The sequence below is a fragment of the Paenibacillus sp. J22R56 genome, from assembly GCF_056269375.1.
On sequence record NZ_JBWDNV010000007.1, the window covers coordinates 125,199 to 143,945 of the forward strand.

12 protein-coding genes and 2 pseudogenes are annotated in these 18,747 nt (G+C 47.6%); 4 read left to right on the forward strand and 10 right to left on the reverse strand.

Annotation, left to right across the window (positions count from 1 at the left end; translation table 11 throughout):
- Positions 1-22: 22 nt before the first annotated feature.
- From AC0YNT_RS17665 to AC0YNT_RS17675, 3 genes are all read right to left on the reverse strand, one after another.
- A complete protein-coding gene (locus AC0YNT_RS17665) occupies positions 23-1,573 on the reverse strand; it encodes a response regulator (RefSeq protein WP_475805831.1) in 1,551 nt (516 codons plus the stop codon).
- On the reverse strand, positions 1,570-3,351 hold the full coding sequence (locus AC0YNT_RS17670) for a cache domain-containing sensor histidine kinase (protein ID WP_475805832.1): 1,782 nt from the start codon (positions 3,349-3,351) through the stop codon (positions 1,570-1,572). The genes AC0YNT_RS17665 and AC0YNT_RS17670 overlap by 4 nt, the downstream gene beginning before the upstream one ends.
- Before the next feature lie 105 nt (positions 3,352-3,456).
- Complete coding sequence (locus AC0YNT_RS17675; protein WP_475805833.1) at positions 3,457-5,634, reverse strand: alpha-galactosidase; 2,178 nt, start codon at positions 5,632-5,634, stop codon at positions 3,457-3,459.
- A gap of 192 nt (positions 5,635-5,826) precedes the next feature.
- Here AC0YNT_RS17675 and AC0YNT_RS17680 point away from each other — a divergent pair, with 192 nt between their 5' ends.
- Positions 5,827-6,645, forward strand: a complete 819-nt coding sequence (locus tag AC0YNT_RS17680; RefSeq protein WP_475805834.1) for an AraC family transcriptional regulator — start codon at positions 5,827-5,829, stop codon at positions 6,643-6,645.
- Positions 6,646-6,778: 133 nt separating this feature from the next.
- Here AC0YNT_RS17680 and AC0YNT_RS17685 read toward each other — a convergent pair whose 3' ends face one another.
- Positions 6,779-8,764: a beta-galactosidase gene (locus tag AC0YNT_RS17685; RefSeq protein WP_475805835.1), complete on the reverse strand. Its 1,986-nt coding sequence runs from the start codon at positions 8,762-8,764 to the stop codon at positions 6,779-6,781.
- A gap of 114 nt (positions 8,765-8,878) precedes the next feature.
- Here AC0YNT_RS17685 and AC0YNT_RS17690 point away from each other — a divergent pair, with 114 nt between their 5' ends.
- The gene (locus AC0YNT_RS17690) at positions 8,879-9,721 is read left to right on the forward strand and encodes an AraC family transcriptional regulator (RefSeq protein ID WP_475805836.1); all 843 of its coding nucleotides are present in this window, start codon (positions 8,879-8,881) and stop codon (positions 9,719-9,721) included.
- 485 nt (positions 9,722-10,206) lie between these two features.
- Here the strand turns inward: AC0YNT_RS17690 and AC0YNT_RS17695 are convergent, their stop codons facing one another.
- From AC0YNT_RS17695 to AC0YNT_RS17710, 4 genes are all read right to left on the reverse strand, one after another.
- Positions 10,207-10,374, reverse strand: a complete 168-nt coding sequence (locus AC0YNT_RS17695) for a hypothetical protein (RefSeq protein ID WP_475805837.1) — start codon at positions 10,372-10,374, stop codon at positions 10,207-10,209.
- A gap of 316 nt (positions 10,375-10,690) precedes the next feature.
- On the reverse strand, positions 10,691-12,106 hold the full coding sequence (locus tag AC0YNT_RS17700; RefSeq protein ID WP_475805838.1) for a family 43 glycosylhydrolase: 1,416 nt from the start codon (positions 12,104-12,106) through the stop codon (positions 10,691-10,693).
- Complete coding sequence (locus AC0YNT_RS17705; RefSeq protein WP_475805839.1) at positions 12,103-14,310, reverse strand: hypothetical protein; 2,208 nt, start codon at positions 14,308-14,310, stop codon at positions 12,103-12,105. The genes AC0YNT_RS17700 and AC0YNT_RS17705 overlap by 4 nt, the downstream gene beginning before the upstream one ends.
- Positions 14,311-14,858: 548 nt before the next feature.
- Entirely contained in the window at positions 14,859-15,119 is a 261-nt protein-coding gene (locus AC0YNT_RS17710; RefSeq protein ID WP_475805840.1) for a hypothetical protein, read from the reverse strand.
- A gap of 5 nt (positions 15,120-15,124) precedes the next feature.
- Between AC0YNT_RS17710 and AC0YNT_RS17715 the strand changes: the two are divergent.
- Positions 15,125-15,331, forward strand: a pseudogene (locus AC0YNT_RS17715) (multicopper oxidase domain-containing protein); the annotation flags it as partial.
- 90 nt (positions 15,332-15,421) lie between these two features.
- Positions 15,422-15,751: pseudogene (locus tag AC0YNT_RS17720) on the forward strand (IS110 family transposase); the annotation flags it as partial.
- Between the two features lie 170 nt (positions 15,752-15,921).
- Here AC0YNT_RS17720 and AC0YNT_RS17725 read toward each other — a convergent pair.
- Positions 15,922-18,003, reverse strand: coding sequence for a hypothetical protein (locus AC0YNT_RS17725; RefSeq protein ID WP_475805841.1), 2,082 nt, complete (start codon positions 18,001-18,003; stop codon positions 15,922-15,924).
- 318 nt (positions 18,004-18,321) lie between these two features.
- Positions 18,322-18,747: a hypothetical protein gene (locus AC0YNT_RS17730; protein ID WP_475805842.1), complete on the reverse strand. Its 426-nt coding sequence runs from the start codon at positions 18,745-18,747 to the stop codon at positions 18,322-18,324.

An 18,747-nucleotide genomic window follows, 5' to 3' on the forward strand; every position in this document is an offset into this window, starting at 1 on the left:
TTCGGAGAAAATCATCCACAAATTATAGATTCTTATAATCCGATGGTGATCGGCCTTCATATTTTTTGAATTTGCTGTGAAAGTAGTTAACGTTCGCATAGCCAATGCGTTCTGCTACTTCGTAGACCTTCATGCCCTGGCTTAGAAACTCTTTAGCCTTTTGAATTCGAACCTTGTCCAGATAGGTATTAAAATATTCCCCCGTCTTGTTCTTGAACAACTGCCCCAAATAAGCGGCACTGTAATTGAGCAGTCCGGCTAATGTTTCAAGCCTCAGATTATCTGCGTAATGCCTATTAATAAAGTCGATCATTATCTTAAATTCTTGCTCCTTTCCGCCAGATTCCGAGTCTTCCGCAAACGCAAGCAGGAAACGGTTCATTTCCTCCACAAGATCCTCCAGATTCTCCTGCTGGAAAATCCCGTTTAAAAAACGGGATACTGCCCCCGTCTCTTTCCATTCCATACGGGATCCGGCAGTCAGCTTATGGACTACTGCATTAGACAGAAAAAAGAATGATTCCTTGACCGTTCTCTCCTCTTGCCCCCGGCTCAGAAAATAACCTGCGGCTTCTTTCAACAGTGGAAGGATCATAGCCTTGTTGCCTATATCCAAACTGTAATAAAGTTTGAAAATGAACTCCTCCAATCGTTCTGGGTTATCTTCGATCATCCACAATGATTCCGTCGAAGAGAGAAGAGCAAGAGAATTCGGTCCAAGAAGCTGGTCCTTCTCACTAAAAAAGGCTCGCTTCACCGCTTTCTGAGCATTTAGATAAGAGCTGCATATTTCTTCGGGAACGGACACCACTCCTCCTGTTGCAGCGATGAACCGAAGACCGCCCGAAGCGCTTCTAATCTCGTTATACAATTCCTCGCGCCGTTGTTTTCCGCGGAGCGGCTCATTGAGGAGAAGGACCGTGTAGGGAGAAAAGGCGGTTACAATCCCCTTATTTCGCCCCTCAATGATTGGTTTAAGTCCTGCTGAAAGCTGATTTAACGCATCGAAGCGCTCCGCATCGGAAATACGCAGGGAGATAATGACGACTTCATACGCGCTCCACAACAGATCCACATCCTTAGCCTTGCTTCTCCATTTATCAGGGTCTTCAATTTTTGCCTGAGGGACCAGCAGGCTATGCAGGTGTGCTTCTCTGTTCATCCCTCCTGTCTGACTTAGCTCCTCCTGATGGCGCTCTTTTTCAATCTGTTCGCGTAACCGCTGTAAACTTGTCGACATTTCACGGATGTCCACCGGTTTAACCAGATATCCGGCAACACCGTATTTAATAGCTTGTTTGGCATATTCGAAATCGGCATATCCGCTGAGAATAATAAAATGCAGACGACGGCCGGCGGTTGTCAGGTGCTGAATCATTTGCAGCCCATCCATAATGGGCATGCGGATATCAACAATGACGACATCGGGAGTTACCTCCTCGATAACGCTCAATGCCTCTTTGCCATTGGTTGCGGTAGCCGTAACCGTAAAGCCGAGGCTTTCCCATGGGATCAATGTTTGAAGGCCATTCCTGAGCTTCGGTTCATCGTCTACGATAACGACCTTTATCACTGAAGTTCACCTCCGGGAATAAAAAACGTGATACAAGCGCCGTTCCCGGGTTCGCTCTCAATACTTAAGGCACTGGATGGCCCGTACAGCAGGACGAGCCGATCATTTACATTACGTAGTCCGATTCGTTGTCCCTCCTGTTCATGCACGGATGCAGTCAGCTCCTCCCGTACTTTAACCAGCCGTTCAGCCGTGAAGCCCGCTCCGTTGTCAATTACCTTAACTTGTACTCCCCCTGGAATTCTCTTCGCTTCCAAGTCAATGACAGCTCCTTCTGCATCGTAATCCAAACCGTGTACAATGGCATTTTCTATCAAAGGCTGAATAATCAACGGCGGTACCGGCATTTCCTCCAGTTCCGGATCAATGGTCAAGCGGTAATTCAAACGGTCCTCATACCGGAACTTCTGAATATCAAGATAACAACGCACCCGCTCAAGTTCTTCTCGCAGCGAGATCTTGCGGTTATCAGCCTCGAGACTGCTGCGCAGCAGCTTGCTCAGCATCCATACGGCCTCGGCAATGTCATCCTGCTTGCGAATATGGGCCTCCATCCGGATCGACTCCAGAGAATTGAACAGAAAATGCGGATTAATCTGGCTCGCAAGCATCTTGAACCTGATCTCGTTTTGTCTTTGCTCAATAAGGTTTTTCTGATCGACTGTTTCTTTGACCTCTTGAATCAAATGCTTGACGTTTCTGACAAGCGCATTAAATTGTTTGGATAGCAGCCCAACTTCATCTTTTCCGTCAATATAGATAAATGTCTCCAAAGAACCCGATCCCACTTTCGAAATATGCTTGCTCAAACGTAAAAGCCTTCTGGACAATAGCGAAGCAGAAGCATAAATAAGCATGACTGCAAAGACTAGGCTGGCCGTAATTACGACTACACCTAGGCGAATCACTTGATTGGCATCACGGGTGATTTCAGAGATAGAAAAAATAGAAATGATACGAAGTCCACTCCAACTGTTTTCCGGATTAAGATTTGCGATTACCACTTTGGACGCTTTACCGTTAACCAACGTGTTGTAACTTCCTTCCTGACTGGAAAGTATAGTCTCGTCGGCATGGATTTCTGAAAGATTCTTCCCGAACATACCAGCTTCATTAGACGCGACGATCCGATTCCGGTTGTCAACGATCAGGGTTGGGAAAGACTCTTGATCCAGGATTGAACTTAACTGCTGCTTGTCTACATTAATGACTAGAACCCCTTTTGGCTCCAGAGTGTCCAATGAAAACGCACGAATCAGACTGAGATACTCGACACTTTTGCGTTCATCGGTGATTAAATTCCATCCGGCAAGTCCTTTCTCCGCAATGGCCTCCTGGTACCAAAATTGATTGGCTATCGTCTCATCCGGTTGAATAAATTCCCAGTTGTTAAGCGCTCTTGGATTTGTGACATAGACACGGATACCGGATATTTCTTTGTATAGCTGAAGATAGTCACGAATATCTGTATATTCTCGATATGTCTTAATGACTTCGACGTAGCTATCATACTGTTGACTGGCCACCTTTTTCATCCGGTTATCATTGGTTAGACGATATGATATGTCGAGCGGTACTTTAATCAGCTCTTCCATACGCTTCTGGACGCGATCAACATTGGAAGATACTTGAATAAAGGTATCCTTAATGACGATCTCCCGAAGTTTCCCTGTAAGGAAAATGCCGCATAACAATAGTGGAAGAACGGCTACCGAAATGAACGTAATTGCCAGCTTTTTCTTCATTTTCATGTCATTCATTATTCGGATAAAAAACATGTTGTCCCCTCCTAAGCCGCTTCATTTATCCGTTGCGCGCAAAATGCCCCTTTCATAAAAAAGGGGCATCAGTCAATTTCATAGTTCTCTTAATGGAGCCCAGCTTTACTCTGCCTTCACTGCTTTAAGTCTGAACCATCCGCTTTGATAGTCTTTCTGATGATAAGCAAGATGTAGTCCCAACTGCATGAGCCTGTCTCCCCCATAGCTAGACTTTTCTCCACGGTCACCTGACCAAACATCGTACTCAAGTTCCGGGTTAAGTCCATCAAGCCGCAAGGTTTTTCGCGGTGCGTTTGGCACGGCCATCACTTTGAAATAGTACACAATGGCTTCCTCTTTGTCTTCGGATACAAACATCCAAGCCGATTCGTTCCCTTCAAACGGACTCTTCAAGCGATACAAGTCGCCCTTCTGAACTAATCCGCGAATCTGCTTGTAGGATATGACTTGGTTCTTGACCATCTCTTTTTCTTCATCGCTGAATTTAGTTAGATCAAGCTCATATCCGAAGTTTCCGGACATAGCGACGTTCCCTCGAAAATCAAGTGGTGTTATCCGTCCGACTTGATGGTTCGGAACGGCTGATACATGCGCTCCAATTGCGCTTACAGGGTAAACAAGGCTGATACCGTATTGTATCTTTAACCGTTCCACTGCGTCGGTATTATCACTAGTCCAAGTTTGAGGCATGTAGTAGAGCATACCGGGATCGAAGCGGCCTCCTCCGCTTGAGCAGCTCTCAAACAGAATATCTGGATATGCCGTGGTGATGCGTTCCAACAGCTCGTACAAACCTAGAACATAGCGATGGGCCGTCTCCGATTGACGTTCAGAGGGCAGTGAAGCGGAACCTATTTCAGTTAGAGCGCGGTTCATGTCCCATTTCACATAAGAGACCGGCACGCTGGAAAAGATCGCTGAAAGGGAGTTGTAAATGTAATCTCGAACTTCCTTTCGAGTATAATCCAGCACGAGCTGCCATCTTGCTTCGCTGCGCCTACGTCCAGGAACATGAAGACACCAATCCGGATGTTCCCTATAAAGATCGCTGTCAGGCGAGATCATCTCGGGTTCAAACCAAAGTCCGAATTTAAGCCCAAGCCGATTAATACGTTCCGCCACATCCGCAAGTCCGTCCGGCAGCTTCCGGCGATCCTCGTACCAATCTCCAAGAGACGAATTGTCGGAATCCCGTTTCCCGAACCAGCCGTCATCCAAAACGAACAGCTCTATGCCTAGCTTTGCTCCCTCATCTGCTATTGCTATCAACTTATCTGCATTAAAATTAAAATAAGTAGCCTCCCAGTTGTTGACTAGAACTGGACGTTCTTCATCCCGGTATTTCCCTCGGCATAGCCTTGTCCGGTATAAACGATGATAAGTACGCGACATATCTCCCAATCCATGCTTGGAATAAACCATAACGACTTCCGGTGTTTGGAAACTCTCATATGGATTTAGCAGCCATGTAAAATCAAAGGAATTTATCCCCATACTCATTCGCGTAGAGCCGAATGAATCCACTTCCGCTACCGCTTCAAATCCACCGCTGTATACCAGGCTGAAGCCGTAAGCTTCACCATTGTTCTCTGTCGTTTCCGGAGTGACTAACGCGGAAAAGGGGTTTAATTGATGGCTGCTCATGCCTCTCTTACTATCGATTCGGGTCTCACCTTGATGAAGCGCTCTGCGGGTAATATTGCCTTCCCGAGCCCAAGCTCCGGAAAGATGGATGATCTCCAAGTCTCCTTTTTCACCGAAGTCCACACTTGCGCTTAGAGCACGGAGTAGCCGAAGCTTCTTGCCCCCCTCATTGCTCAAACGTGCAGAACGGACGATGACATTCCGATCAGCGAATATCGTATAGATAAGGACAACTTTTACACCCGAATAGGCATCCTTCAGCTCCAGCTCCAATGTCTCTGCTTCGGTTTCATTCTCTACATAAACGGCCGGAAGTCCAGCTAATAAAGGCTTACCCTTAATGAGCTTGTAGCCTGCGTACTTTAACTCTGTAATTCGAGTTCCATCCTCAAGCTCTACTTGATAAGCCGGGTTGCGAAAATCCCCGCTCCCGTATTGAGGGTATTCTTGAAGCAAGCGATCCAATCCGGCCTTCTCGGGAGTGTGAATGAATAAATCCGCCATGGATTTCCGGTGCTTCAGTTTGTCTCCCCAATGTACATGAACAGGATAGCCGTCCACAATTTGAATAAGATAACTCATGCCAGCCGACTGCAGGTGAAATAGCCCCGTATTTTCTTGAACAATGATGCCCATTAAAACTCCTCCTATTGCCCTATCCATTCAAGTTAATGTCCTCAAAATAAATATGGTTTTAAGCTTGGTATAGATTAATAGATACCCGTCAACTATACAGAAATAATATACCAATACTTAATAATTCGTATATAGCATGGTACTCACTAAGTATGGTATAATGCTTGATAATTTATATTAAGGGGTTATTCCATGATTGAGTATTTGCCACGAAGCAAGCAGCACACTGAATTGCATTTAACTCAATTTGGCATCGAGGAATGTATACCGAGTCATTTTTTTGGGCCGGCAATCAGAAGTCACTTTCTGCTCCATTATATTTTGGACGGAGAAGGGATCTTCGAAGTCGACGGAAACAGATACCGGCTTCAGAAGAGTCAGGGCTTCCTAATCTATCCTGATGTCGTTACTTATTATCAAGCCGACTCCATGAACCCTTGGTCATATTGCTGGTTTGGTTTTGAAGGGACAATAGCGGAATTGGTCCTTAAGCAAGCAGGATTAACAAGGGAATGCCCAATCCTCAACTATAATGAAGACGATAAAATCTATACATATTTGAAGTTAATGGCCGAGTCCAAAGGCAATCATAAAGCGAGAGAAATTAGACTGACAGGATTGCTTTATTTGTTGTTATCGCTACTTGCTGAATATGGTCCGGTAATGCCAACAGAGCAAAAGGAAAGTCGCGCGGAAATTTACGTTGATAAGGTCAAGGAACTCGTCGAAACCAACTTTGCTCAGAAAATGACCATTGAGGACATTTCTCGCATAGTCGGACTAAATCGAAGCTATCTTTGTTCGTTATTCAAACAGCAAATGAATACTAGCATTCAGGAATACTTAATTCGTATGAGGATTCATAAAGCATGCGAGATGATGGGAAATGTTGAGCTATCGATAGGGGATATTTCACGTTCCGTCGGCTACAATGACCCTTTGCTCTTCTCCAAAATGTTTAAAAAGATAAAAGGAACTTCCCCTAAACATTACCGGTCAGAAAACCAATGATAATCCATCCGACTGCCTTACTCAGATTCGATGTGCGACTTGGTTAATTCTTCTGTTGAACAGCGATAAAGGGCTGCCCTCAAGGTTTTCAACCTTGTGAGACAGCCCTTCGCAAAGATGCAAGCCGCAGATCTTATAAAGTTAGAATATCTACTCCCAGAGCTGGCAGCGTCATCTTCTGCTCCAATCTCTCGCTCGTCAACAGACTGCGATAGGGAACATCAAGCGTTACCTCTCGTTGCTCATTCGTCAAATTGATCAGGAACAGGAAGCTTTCCTCACCCTTCGTTCGAATCGACAGCTCGACACCTTCCGTCAGCTGGAGCTTGGATGCCAAATTCTTTTCCTTCAATATGCCTTCGAACAGCTGATAGAAATAAGATGGCTCCGGCCAAGTGCCGACATAATACACTTCACCTTCACCAAGCTTATTGACAGTAACCGCCGGCACACCTTCATAAAAGTCGTTGTCATACCAGGCAATCGGTTCTGCTCCTCGCAGTTCCAGCAGATCGCACCATTGCTTGGCAGCGAATGTCTGTCCCTCCGCGTTCCGAATCCGATGCTCGCTGTTGCCGATTGCATCATATTCACTAACGACAACACCAGCCGCTTCCGCCAACAGCCCCGGCAGAGGCAGCATCTCGCATACATTCCTCATGTTTTTCACGCCTGTCCGATTGGTGAGGACGACCGTGCCGCCCCTGGCTGCGAATCGCTCCAGCCGCTTCGCTACTTCTTCACTTAACAGAAAGAGGGAAGGGACAATGACCAGCTTGTAGCCATCGAGCTCCTCGGTCCAGTTGATAACGTCCGTACCGACGCCCATTTTCAGAAATGCATTGTGCATAGAGGACAAGTTGTCCATATAATGCATTCCCCCCTCTGCTTGCGCCTGAAGGGAAAGCGCCGTGTGCTGATCATGCGAATGCAGAATCGCAACCTGGGTAACGATTGTCGAGCCGGCTAGCAGTTCTCCTAGCTGGTTCACCTCGCGAGTAAGCTCCGCGAACTCCCTAAACCTGCGTCCTGGAACATTACTATGGTCGATAAGCCCATGCCAGAACTGTTCGGCTCCGACGACAGCACTCCGCCAGCGGAAATGGACGACCATATCGGCGCCGCGGGCGATTGTCTGCCAGGAACGAGCTCGGATCAGTCCCGGATAAGGGGTTCGCTGAATCGGCATCCAGGCGCCCTGTGCTCCACTAAGCTGCTCCATTACCCAGAAATTGCGGCGCTTGATGCCGCGAACCAAGTCCAGCGACAGCGCTCCGTTCCTTGGAAACCGATCGCCATAATCGCGATACAGCTCATTCGGATAATAATCGACAGATACAAAGTCCAGCTCTTTGTGTAGATCATAATAGTCCAAGCTATTCGGGTATTGCCACATGTTATGCGTCACGAATTGGCCTGGACAGTTGCTGCGTAGAATTTCAAGCTGCCATCCCAGTAGATAGCCTACGCTGTCCGAGCAGAACCGCTTGTACTCCAAAAGATAGGAAGGATTCATCGGTTTGCTGGTACCAAGCGGCGTCGTTAACTCGGCCCAGCTGCTGTACTCCCCGCTCCAGACGACCGTGCCCCACTCGCGGTTCAGCTCTTCCAGACTGGAATAACGCTTCTGCAGCCAAGCGACAAATGCACGATTGCACGTATCGCAATGGCATTCCTGGTAGTGCATCTCGTTATCGATTTGCCAGCCAATGACGGCGGGATGCTTCGCATAGCGTTGAGACATTGCTTCCACAAATTTGGAGCCCAGCATTCTCAAGGAATAGCTGTTGTTGCAACGATGTCCACGTACACCGGGCCGGATTATTTGACGTTGCTCATTCATTGGCAGCACATCCGGATAACGGGTTGTCATCCAGTTAGGCGGGGTATTGGTAGGTGTACATAACACAATCTCCATGCCGCGCGCGGCGAATACTTCTATAGCTGCATCCAACCATTCAAACCGGTAATCACCCTCGGTCGGTTCCATTCGGCTCCAGGCAAACTCTGCCATTCGTACAACAGCAACACCCGTCTCTTGCATAAGCGCTGCATCCTTCTCCCATAGCTCGGGAGTCCATTGCTCTGGATAATAATCAATTCCGATCTTAATTGTCATCCTGCATTCTCCTTTACTCATCAATATATTGCGATTATATGATATATTAATTGGAGTGAATATCTTAAATAATTAATACGATATAATAATATTAAGATAACAGGAGAGTTCCCCATGCCTCATCCCAATCGCGCTTTCCCTGTACTATCCGTTCGCGACAAGCTGCTCCCTTTTTATTTGCTTGGCATTGGTCTGCATCATGAACAGGAGCATATACGCCGAGACCCAGGCATTCAGGATTATCAGTGGATTCAATGCCGCAGTGGCGAGGGCAAGCTCAAGCTAAGTGAAACGGAGCATATCGTCAAACAAGGCATGGGCATGCTGCTATTCCCCGGCCAGAAGCACGAATACTATGCTTTATCGAGAAGCTGGGAAGTCGACTGGATCATCTTCGATGGCAGCGGGTCAGCGAGCTTGTTTGAAACAGTCGGCATTGTAGACACATCTGTATTCGCGATCGCATCGCCCGAATACCTTCTATCCCGAATGCGGGAGCTGCTGCAAGCTGCCCTTACGCCGCAGGAGCAAACATTAAACAATTACGCCTGCTCCGCCATCCTCTATACCTTATTGACGGAGATTATTCAGCGCGTCTCTGTCGAGGGCAGCGATACCGTCGGACAGCAATATCAGCGGTTAAAGCCGGTCCTGGACTATATTGACCAGCACTATGCCGAAGAGATTACTTTACAGACGCTCGCCGATCTAATGTGCGTCACTCCGGAATACTTCTGCCATTTGTTCAAGAAGACGACAGGCATTCGTCCCATCAGCTATGTCAATCAAGTAAGGATCAATAAGAGCAAGGAACTACTGCTGGACAATGTTCAGCACGGGATGCAGGATATTGCTCATCAAGTCGGCTTCGAATCTGCCAGCTATTATGGAGCAATCTTCAAGAAGCTAGAACGGCTCACACCCGGCGCCTTCCGCCGCAGATATCAGAAGTCGTAACATGTGTATTGTTCAAATGCGTTCGGGGAGTAAATGTGTACCTCGTCAACTTGGAAGCAAAATCATTGGACATAAAAATCACGTTATCCAAATGGGATAACGTGATTTTTATAGTCGGTATGACTAACTCCAATATCCTCGATATATTACGGTGAATTGCAGCAATCACAACAAGGGATAGGCCCTACGAAAAGTGTGTTGGATTAGTTGATAGTCAGCCTCATCGGCATTCTTACGTTTCTGCCTTACTAGTTCCGCTTTAAACCAAGCATAATATCCACTGCGGCTAAGACGCGCATAAATAGGCGATTAAACCCTTTAGCTGATACTTACGAATAGTAGTCTCAATGAGCTCAAAAGCTTCTGAAGGAGCTAACGTTTGCGCTTCGCCTGCCTTTCTAGAGCTTCGAGCTTTTTTAGAAATTCATTCTCTGCTTCTAAGAGCTTACTTTTTGCCTCAGCACGTTTTAGTTTTTCTTCTGTGCTTAGCTCCTTAGACGAAGTTCTTCCGTACTGCCTTTGCCTCTTCGATCCATAAGTAATCCCTCCTCCCCAAACTTGTCGTACTTTGCTCTCCAACGTTTCAAGCCTTTCTTAGGCGTTACTGCTCCGATAATGGCGACGTTAAATCCAGCTTCGAGAAATATCTGCATGGGTTGATAACCCTCGTTGTATGACTTAACAGCTTGTACTTTGAACTCAGGTTTGTAAGTTATTGCTTTTTCAGTTACATGAACAACATTGAGATTTGACTCGAGCAACCTCATTAGCGTTGACGTGAAAGGACGTTTTGACATGATGTAGTTACCTCATTCACTGTAGTATTTTTCATTAAAACACAAAACCCGAAAGACAGGCACTTTTTTAAGTGTCTACCTTTCGGGTTACAGTTCAGTGAATACAGGGATTATCTTTTGACAGTCATTGTAAGAGACCGAAAGTGTCCTTTTGGTTGTTGCCGTCCGGGTATTATTCCAACGTGAATGAAGCCAAGCTAGCGCCACCCATGCCCTTATACGTGAAGTACAACGCTTGAATGCCATCCGGAATGACGATATCCGTTGAATACTCCTTCCAAACATTCGTAAAATCGACCGGAATTCTTGCTAGAACGGGGCCATCCCAAGATGTTTTGATTTCGAAGTCGCCGCGGCAATAGCCACGCACTTTGATTTTGACTTTGCGGATTCCCTCACAGCGGAAATACTTGAAGCCCGCCGTAGAGGAGTCCCTCATGTTGGCGATATATCCTAACTCCTCATCCTCGTCTTTACCGTCTTGGGTTATCTTCGGGAACCGGCTGTCCAGCCATTCTCCGGGAGCTCCCGTATACAACGCCTCGTCTCGACAGAATAGATTACAGGCTATGTATGCGGGATATTCACCTTTTCCTTCAAGCGGTTCTCCATTTGGTCCAGAAGAAGTCATCTCCGCCTGAATAATCGTGCCGTCCTCTCTGAATTCGATCGGCTCGATGCATCCCTGTCGGCTGAAATTCGTACCGTTCGTATGCCGGTGATAGAAGATGTACCACTTTTCATCCATTTCTATAATACTGCCGTGGTTATTGCCGCCATAGAACATCGGTTTATCCGCCGGCTTGTAAGAATCGATATGAAGATCGTTATTGCTTATAATGACGCCTTGATAGACAAAATCACGGGTCGGAGATTGACTGGTCGCATAGCACAACTCGTGCATGACGACGGATGAATAGATTAAATAATACGTGTTGCCTCTCTTCCTAATGGAGGGCGCCTCAAAGAAGGCATGTCCTTCGAATCCGCTCCCCTTGCAATAAGGTTCGCTTGGCGCGACAATTACCGGTTCTTCTATTACCGTGAGCATATCCGAATCGAGCACTGTCACCATGGCGCCATGCCTTGATTTATCGCCGACCGCGCAGAATCCGGTGTACAAATACGTCCGTTCGCCTTCCGTGAGCACGCCCGGGTCAAATTGAGGTTCGTCACCTTCTCTCTCCCCCAGACGAGTGCCGTCGGCGTACCTGACGTAGCCATAGAACTCAAACTTACCGGCCGGCTCGTCGCAGACCGCTACCGAAACTATGGAGACCTTATCGAGGACATAATAAAGGTAATATCGTCCATCGGGTCCAACCGTGACGTCCGGCGCATAGAGACACATGCTGGCGTCCGGATTGAGCGGATCGTCTGTTTTCTTGTAAATCACGCCTTCATAGCGCCAATCGCCCATATCCTTCACCGGTGCCGACCAGCACACATAATCGTTGAGGCAATATGCATGTCCGTTAAATCGGTCGTGCGATCCATACACGTAAACTCTGCCGTTAAATAAATAAGGTTCCCCGTCTGGTATGTATTCCCACGACGGAAGATATGGGTTAAATCCTTGTTTTCTCATATCCCTTGCACTTCCCTTCCAAATGAATCATAGATACGGTTTCTCTTGGCCCTCTCCTCCGGATGGAGCTTCTGCGCATCTGCGATCTCGTAGACGCCGAAGGTGTCGTACAGCCTCGAAGAAGGATCGACTTCCACATAGGTGCACCAGGGTAGCCAGTGGTAATGACTTTGCAGCGTTTGGCTCGTAAAGTTGCCACTCTCGTGCCCGAGGCCGGGCATGACGTAGCCTATGCTGCCGTCCGCATCGGTAGACTGCCGAGTATTCTTATGAATGAATTCGGCGAAGTCGAGGTAATGCTCATCGCCCGTAATGACATACAGCCGGTAATAGGTGTACGAGCAAGCCGCCATGTAGACATCTGCGCCGCCGCCGATCGTGATGATGCTCTGACCGCTGATCCGGAACTTGTTGAACGGATGTTTCGGCCAGAGGGTGCGCACGGGGAACGTCCAGGCGTAGGTCCATGTCTCGGTGTAGTTGGCCGCTCCGATCGCGCCTTCGAGCCATTTCTGCTTGCCGGTCAAATCGTACAAGGCCAGGAATCCGAATAGGGCATAGATGCCCGCCTCTTTGTCCTGGATGTCCAGATTGTCGCAGGTGCCGCCCCGGTACTCCAGGTTCCGGTAATTGTTATCGTAAGACCACTCGCCTGCTTTGGTGGCAGTGGTCTTATATCTTTCATCGCCGGTCACGAGATAGAATTGGACCAGGAACCGAATCACGCTGGGTGTATTGGACTTCGAATCCATGCGGATGGAGCTGTCGGCGTTGTACGCACGATAGAAGCTGCCGTCTTCGTTCTGAACACTTACCAGCCAATCGGCCGTCCTTCTGCAAAATCCCAGCCAGTCTGACCGCTCGTCGCCCTTCCTTCGCATATATACATAGGCGTCCAAGATCGCCTCGATCCCGTCGGCCAGCATCCGAATATAGTGGGGATACGGCTCGAATCCGTTGATATTGGGATTGTAACACATCTGCGGCAGTCCGGATTCAGTCATGGCCGTCCTCACCCAGAAATCGATCACTTTCACGCCTTTCTCAAACGCTTCAGGCACGTTCATCTTGTCGCCGTAACGAAGAAGCTGATAGCCGATGCCTGGCTGCTGCCCGACGAAGCCGAACTGGAAGGAGACGCTGGAGATATCCATGCCGGGCAGTTGGCAGGCAAACGGCAATCCGTACGAATCGCCGTACTTCCTCGTGAATCGGTTAAGAATGTTCATACCGTTGTGGAAATGGCGTTCGTTGTCCACCACAAATAGCTTGTCGCGCAGCCTGGCATACGTCGTCCGCCATACGTCTCTCATCATCTGCTGAAAGTCCTCGTATTTCCCAAGATGGATGGCGACGGCGTAATGCTGTTCGAAGCCGACTTCCACGGGATGATTCACGCGTTGGAACGTCTTCGATCTCCGGTTGTAGTCGAGTCCCCCGTACGAACGTTGACCGGGCATCTGTCCGTCGGAGCCCGGATACACGTAATCGATGGACAGGCCTTCGATCTTAGTATCGTGCTCCTTGCGAACAGCAAAGCCGTAATACATGTAATTCAGCGTCTTGCTTTCCGGCTTGCTCATGCCGATGGCTCCGACGGTGCATTTCGGGTCCGCGATATTTTCCGATCTCACCATGTCCATAGACGGCAGAGTTGCGTCGGCTTCCCAGCGCGATAGCGCCGCCGTCTCCCCCGACGAGATGTTTTGCATCGCGAACAACGGCAGGGCGTAACTGGTCTCCATCCGCCAGAAATATTCGTTATCCAAATCTTTGCCCATGGCGGAGACAGGGGCGAATTCGTTCTGCTTGTACCAGACGCCGGGCGCAAAACAATTGTAGTCATGAACGTCATCGGATTCCGCCATCGTCAAAGAGAATTTGGTGGAGAACCCTAGGTCGTCTCCCGCCTTCAACACCTTGACATTCCGGCTAATCTTGAATCCTGCGCCTGAGACTTCAAATACGTCCGTAAAGGAAAAGGCCGAACCCGAAGGCACGGTTAATGTTCCTTCGGCAATGATTTTGTTTTCGGAAGCTCTTATGTCGGAGTATGCCTGGTCGTAAAATTCGCTGACCGCGAAGGCAGTCTTCACGGTCACGAACATCGGCCGCTTATTGGAATAGAGAAGTCGGTTGTTATTGCGTACCTCCATGCCGCCTTCCTTAAAGCTCAGAGTATAGTCGTCGCAATTCAACTTCATTGAATGTCTCCCCTTTCAAGTCTTCCGGGTTCAGCTATTCTCTTTGAAAGAATGCTTCAGAATGCTCATGAAAAATGTCGAGTATGATGCGGCACATAGCAGTAATTTTATTTATAATATTCCTGAAGGTCATAACTGCTGGCTGCTGGTCATTACGCAAACCACCGCTCAATTTTGGGTGGAGGGAAAACAAAGAAAATTTTGACAACTGCTTAGTGTTGGCACCTTTTTTAGTGATAGCGGTTTCAGTTGTTATCTCAAATGTAAGGCTTCTGGCTATTTGATACAATGACATATTCTAACTGTTTATTGATCAATAATCATTTTCATATTTAGAACTCGATAATTTGCAAGAAAAACAGCATCGTTTTTCGCTGTTTATGCCAAATTAGAGTCGTCTATTTCCCTCAAGGTTCTCTCACCTACAACATAAAACCAAATGACCCTCACCAGCCTAAGTATTCGCAGGCAAAAAGCACGGAGTTGCGGAAGACTTTAAACAAAAGGCTTCGGATCCGTTCCGTCAGAAAGAGACGTCCATGCGCATACTACCCTAGATCCCCTGTACCAGCTAAAATGGCCGTGGTGAAGATCTTGCCCAGTCTTTTTATGGTGCGAAGCTGCTGCGCCATAGGAATCTCAGAAAGAAGAGCCTCGATGTCTTTTTCAATCTGTTTAAGCATGCTGACCACACGTTCATATTCTTCAATGAACCGTTTTAAGTCTGCTTTAGCTTCTTCTACTGCAGCCCGTTCTCCGACACTACATTTCGCTTGTGCGATGAGCTGTGCAGCCTTTTCGGTCCCCATAGAACGAGGGGTCCCCTATTATAAAGGACTCATTAAATTTGAAGCCGGGCGAGGAATATGAGGTTGCTTTTGTTGCCTATAATCCCGGTAACTGGATGTTCCATTACCATGACTTGCATCATGCTTCTGCCGGCATGGTTACGGAGCTGAAATATACGGATTATAAGAGTGATTTTGTCGCAGATCCGAACGCAGGGAATAAACCGAAATAATGAATAAGGGGATGGCTGCAGCCATCCCCTTATTCATTATGAACGAACCCCTGCAGCTTTTTGTGTTCCGGAGAACAGCCCATTTAGAAGCTTTCTTTCTCAAACAATGAAGATGGCTTTCAAAATCTTCTTCGTTGGATCCACTCATTGCAAGTAACTCATAGCCTTAGCGCGCAATCGTGGGTATGGAACCTACCAGTCATTACTGGCTTAACGTCTCGAGATCTCTCTCTGAGCGTCAATTTGAAGTTGTTCTCGTTAATCTTCATCTCGTAAAAAAGAATAAGGAAAACCAGATAATCCCCTTCTATGAGTGACAAAAAAGATGCGCTCGTCATTGCAGACATGGTCAAAAACGGCTATTACTCTTTCGTCCGTAACACAACTGAGGCCTTTGAAGAGCTGCGTGTCTACCTATCAAAATGTTGCATGTCTACGTGCATCTCTGGCATTTATACCTACCTCAGCAAGGAATCCTGCGATGATGTCTCTTCCAATCCCTTCCCATCCCATGAAAATAAAGTAGACGTTCAGGCGTGTTCTTTATGTTACGCTGACATACATCGTTGCTTTGTTACTTCTGCTTATCGCTAGCTGCTCGCAGCCTTGCTTTTCTTCCCGGTATTCTTAAGAACCACATCATAATCGTAAGGCACGCTGTTGCTGGTGCCTTCCGGTGCGGTGTATGTCGTCATCATGATGATGCGATCATACTTCGAGCTGTGGAGCAAGTCGGCAAGCTCGATGCGATCCGATTCCGACAAATGGATAAGATCCGGCAGACGGATCACCTTGACCTGGTTACCCTGCTCTTTTTCCTTTTGCTTGTCGTAGTTCTTCATGAAGCCAATGAATTCAACCTGATAATTCACGTACTGGCCGATAGTCTGCTCCAAGCTCTTAAAGCCGGAGGTGCCGGTCATCGGATCGATCACAATTCCGTTCAGCCGCAGATTGGACAAGTACCAGCCGGCTTCGTTGTAGCCCCAATCCGTCAAGTAGCGGAATCCGAGCAGAACCTTCTTCCCGGCATAAGCGGTTAGATCAAACGTCTCCGTCTTCCAACCGTCAGAGTTGCCCGTGAAGCCCGGCAGATTCGCTGCGATCTTCGGATAGCCTTCTTCGACCGGATCGCTGCGGGTATCCCCATTGGATAGCGACTTCCAGGTCTTCCCTCCGTCCTCAGATACCTGTACGGCGCCGAAGTCCCACTGCTCTTCGATGTTGTAGCTGGTATCGAAGCTGAGTTCAGGCGCAGATTGACCGGTCAGATCCAGTTCCTTGATCAGGAAATTGTCAACCAAGTCGCCTTGATTGCCCCAAAGAACCGTTCCGCGTTCGGGATCTTCCACTGGCGTCCAGTTAGTGCGCAGGAAGTCGAGCCCCTGGAAGTACAGATGATCGATCTTCGAATCCGGCGTGATCACTTTGAAGTCTGTTCCCCATGCAGGAGAAGTATTGTCTGGCAAGACCGAGGAGGCAAAGTCGGGAGTCAGGTCGATCGAGTTGAACTTGTACGTGGAGGAGTCGCCTTGATACCCGCTGTCGAGGACAACTGCCGTCATGTAGTCGGCGTAAACTTTAGCAAACGTTTTGCTGATACCGGCTTCGGCGAGTGCATCTTCCACGCCCCTCATGCCGGTGTACGGATCGTGGAACAAAGTCTGGATAAACGATTCTCCATAATGGTCGTAGAGATACAGCTGGAACAGGTAGGCGTTGCCGTAATCGGCAAGAATTTGGAGATCAGACTGATCACCCCATAAGGTAAGAGAGTTGCGGAGATTCGACAAAAATTCGTTCACATGGTCGGTGGAGTGGCCGTATCCAACCATGTATTGGGCAAAGTCGGACAAGCCTTCATTAATGAAGCTTTCTTCAGCCGGATCGGTATCCCGGTGCAGCAAATGCTGAAACTCATGGGCGAATACGCCCTCATAGAGATATGGCTTAGCGGCATTTGGTCCGGTCCGGTTCAACCAATCCAAACTGTCAATCGTCATGACATTGCGGTCAGTAAAATCGCTGATCGTCGGGGAGAAGTAACCCGCGATGTAGCTCGGATAGTTCGGGTCGTAGTAGCTTTGGTCCTTGATGTTGTCAATCAAGATAACGACGCGTCCGCTGTCGTCCTTATACAAGCCGTTATAGCCGTCATTGCCTTTGCGCTCGGCAGGCGGTGCGAAATACTCGATTTCTTTGGGATAGATGCGGGTTTCGAATTCGTTCAGCAAATACTGAACCTGCGCGTCGGTAATTTGAACAGAGACGTTCCGAGGATCCCCGTCTGGGAACTTAAGATTGTTCGCCACCCATACTTCTCCGTTCTCACCGACGGCGCGGAGAGTAAAGTTCGTCAAATAATACTGGCCAGTAACGTCGTTGTTCGTCAGCCATGGCTTAATGGTACCGACATTTGCTTCCGTCAATCCGGCTTCGCCCGAAGAAGAGCCGGCATCCGCCGCCGCTTTACTGCCGGACAAGTCAATCCTGCCTTCGGCTTTAACACTCTCAAGCGCATCGGCCCTCAGCTTCGTACCAACATCCCGTACACTGGGATTCGCATTATAGCTTGTCTGCTTGACCGGCGCTGCCGTTGCCGCAGCTGGCATTAGAAGTCCGCCAACCAGAATGAACGACGAAATCAGACTGAAAAGATTGCGTTTTACCACATACACTCCTCCTCTGATCTATATGGCTTGCCCGGTGAAGGGCTATGTTAACTATCATAACAAGGAGGGAAATATTAGAAAGTGCTCCAACTACCGGATATTCACATATCAGGAGGACTTAAGCCATGCAACCTTCGCCCCATCCACTGTCAAATCTGGTCGGTCACTCCGCCCAACTATCAAGGAACTCTAGTAATAAAAATGACAAGCTATTAGCTGGAATACTTCAATAAAAATGTTAACTGATCGTTGATCAGTTGCCATTTTGTTTTTCTCAACTAACGTTCCCAGTTAGTTTAATCCACTTGCGGCGCTATTTTATTCAAATAGCCAATTTATCTCTGTTGAGCCGATGTCTTTTTCAGCTATCACTGGTGTTTTTTTAGCATCGCCTAACTTTTCAATGCGCAATTGATATGGTTTAAGTATCTCTTCCCAATTGTTAGAAGTCGATGAGTTTGAAGCAGCATAGCTGAGATAATCAGTAACAATTTGTTTCAATTGTTCACTGCTTATTTGACTCTGGTCATATTCAATTCCAACTTTATATAATTTCTCTTTGGGTTCGGCAGCGAACACAGTTAAAACTATACCAGGTTGTTTATCAATTTGTTTTATACTTTCAGACAATCTTTGTCCGACTTCAGGAAAAGTATCCTTATTGCTTTCTCCTTGGCAGCCCGCAATAATTGTAACGGACGTAATCATAATAACTAATACAAATAGATATAAAGTGCGCTGCAA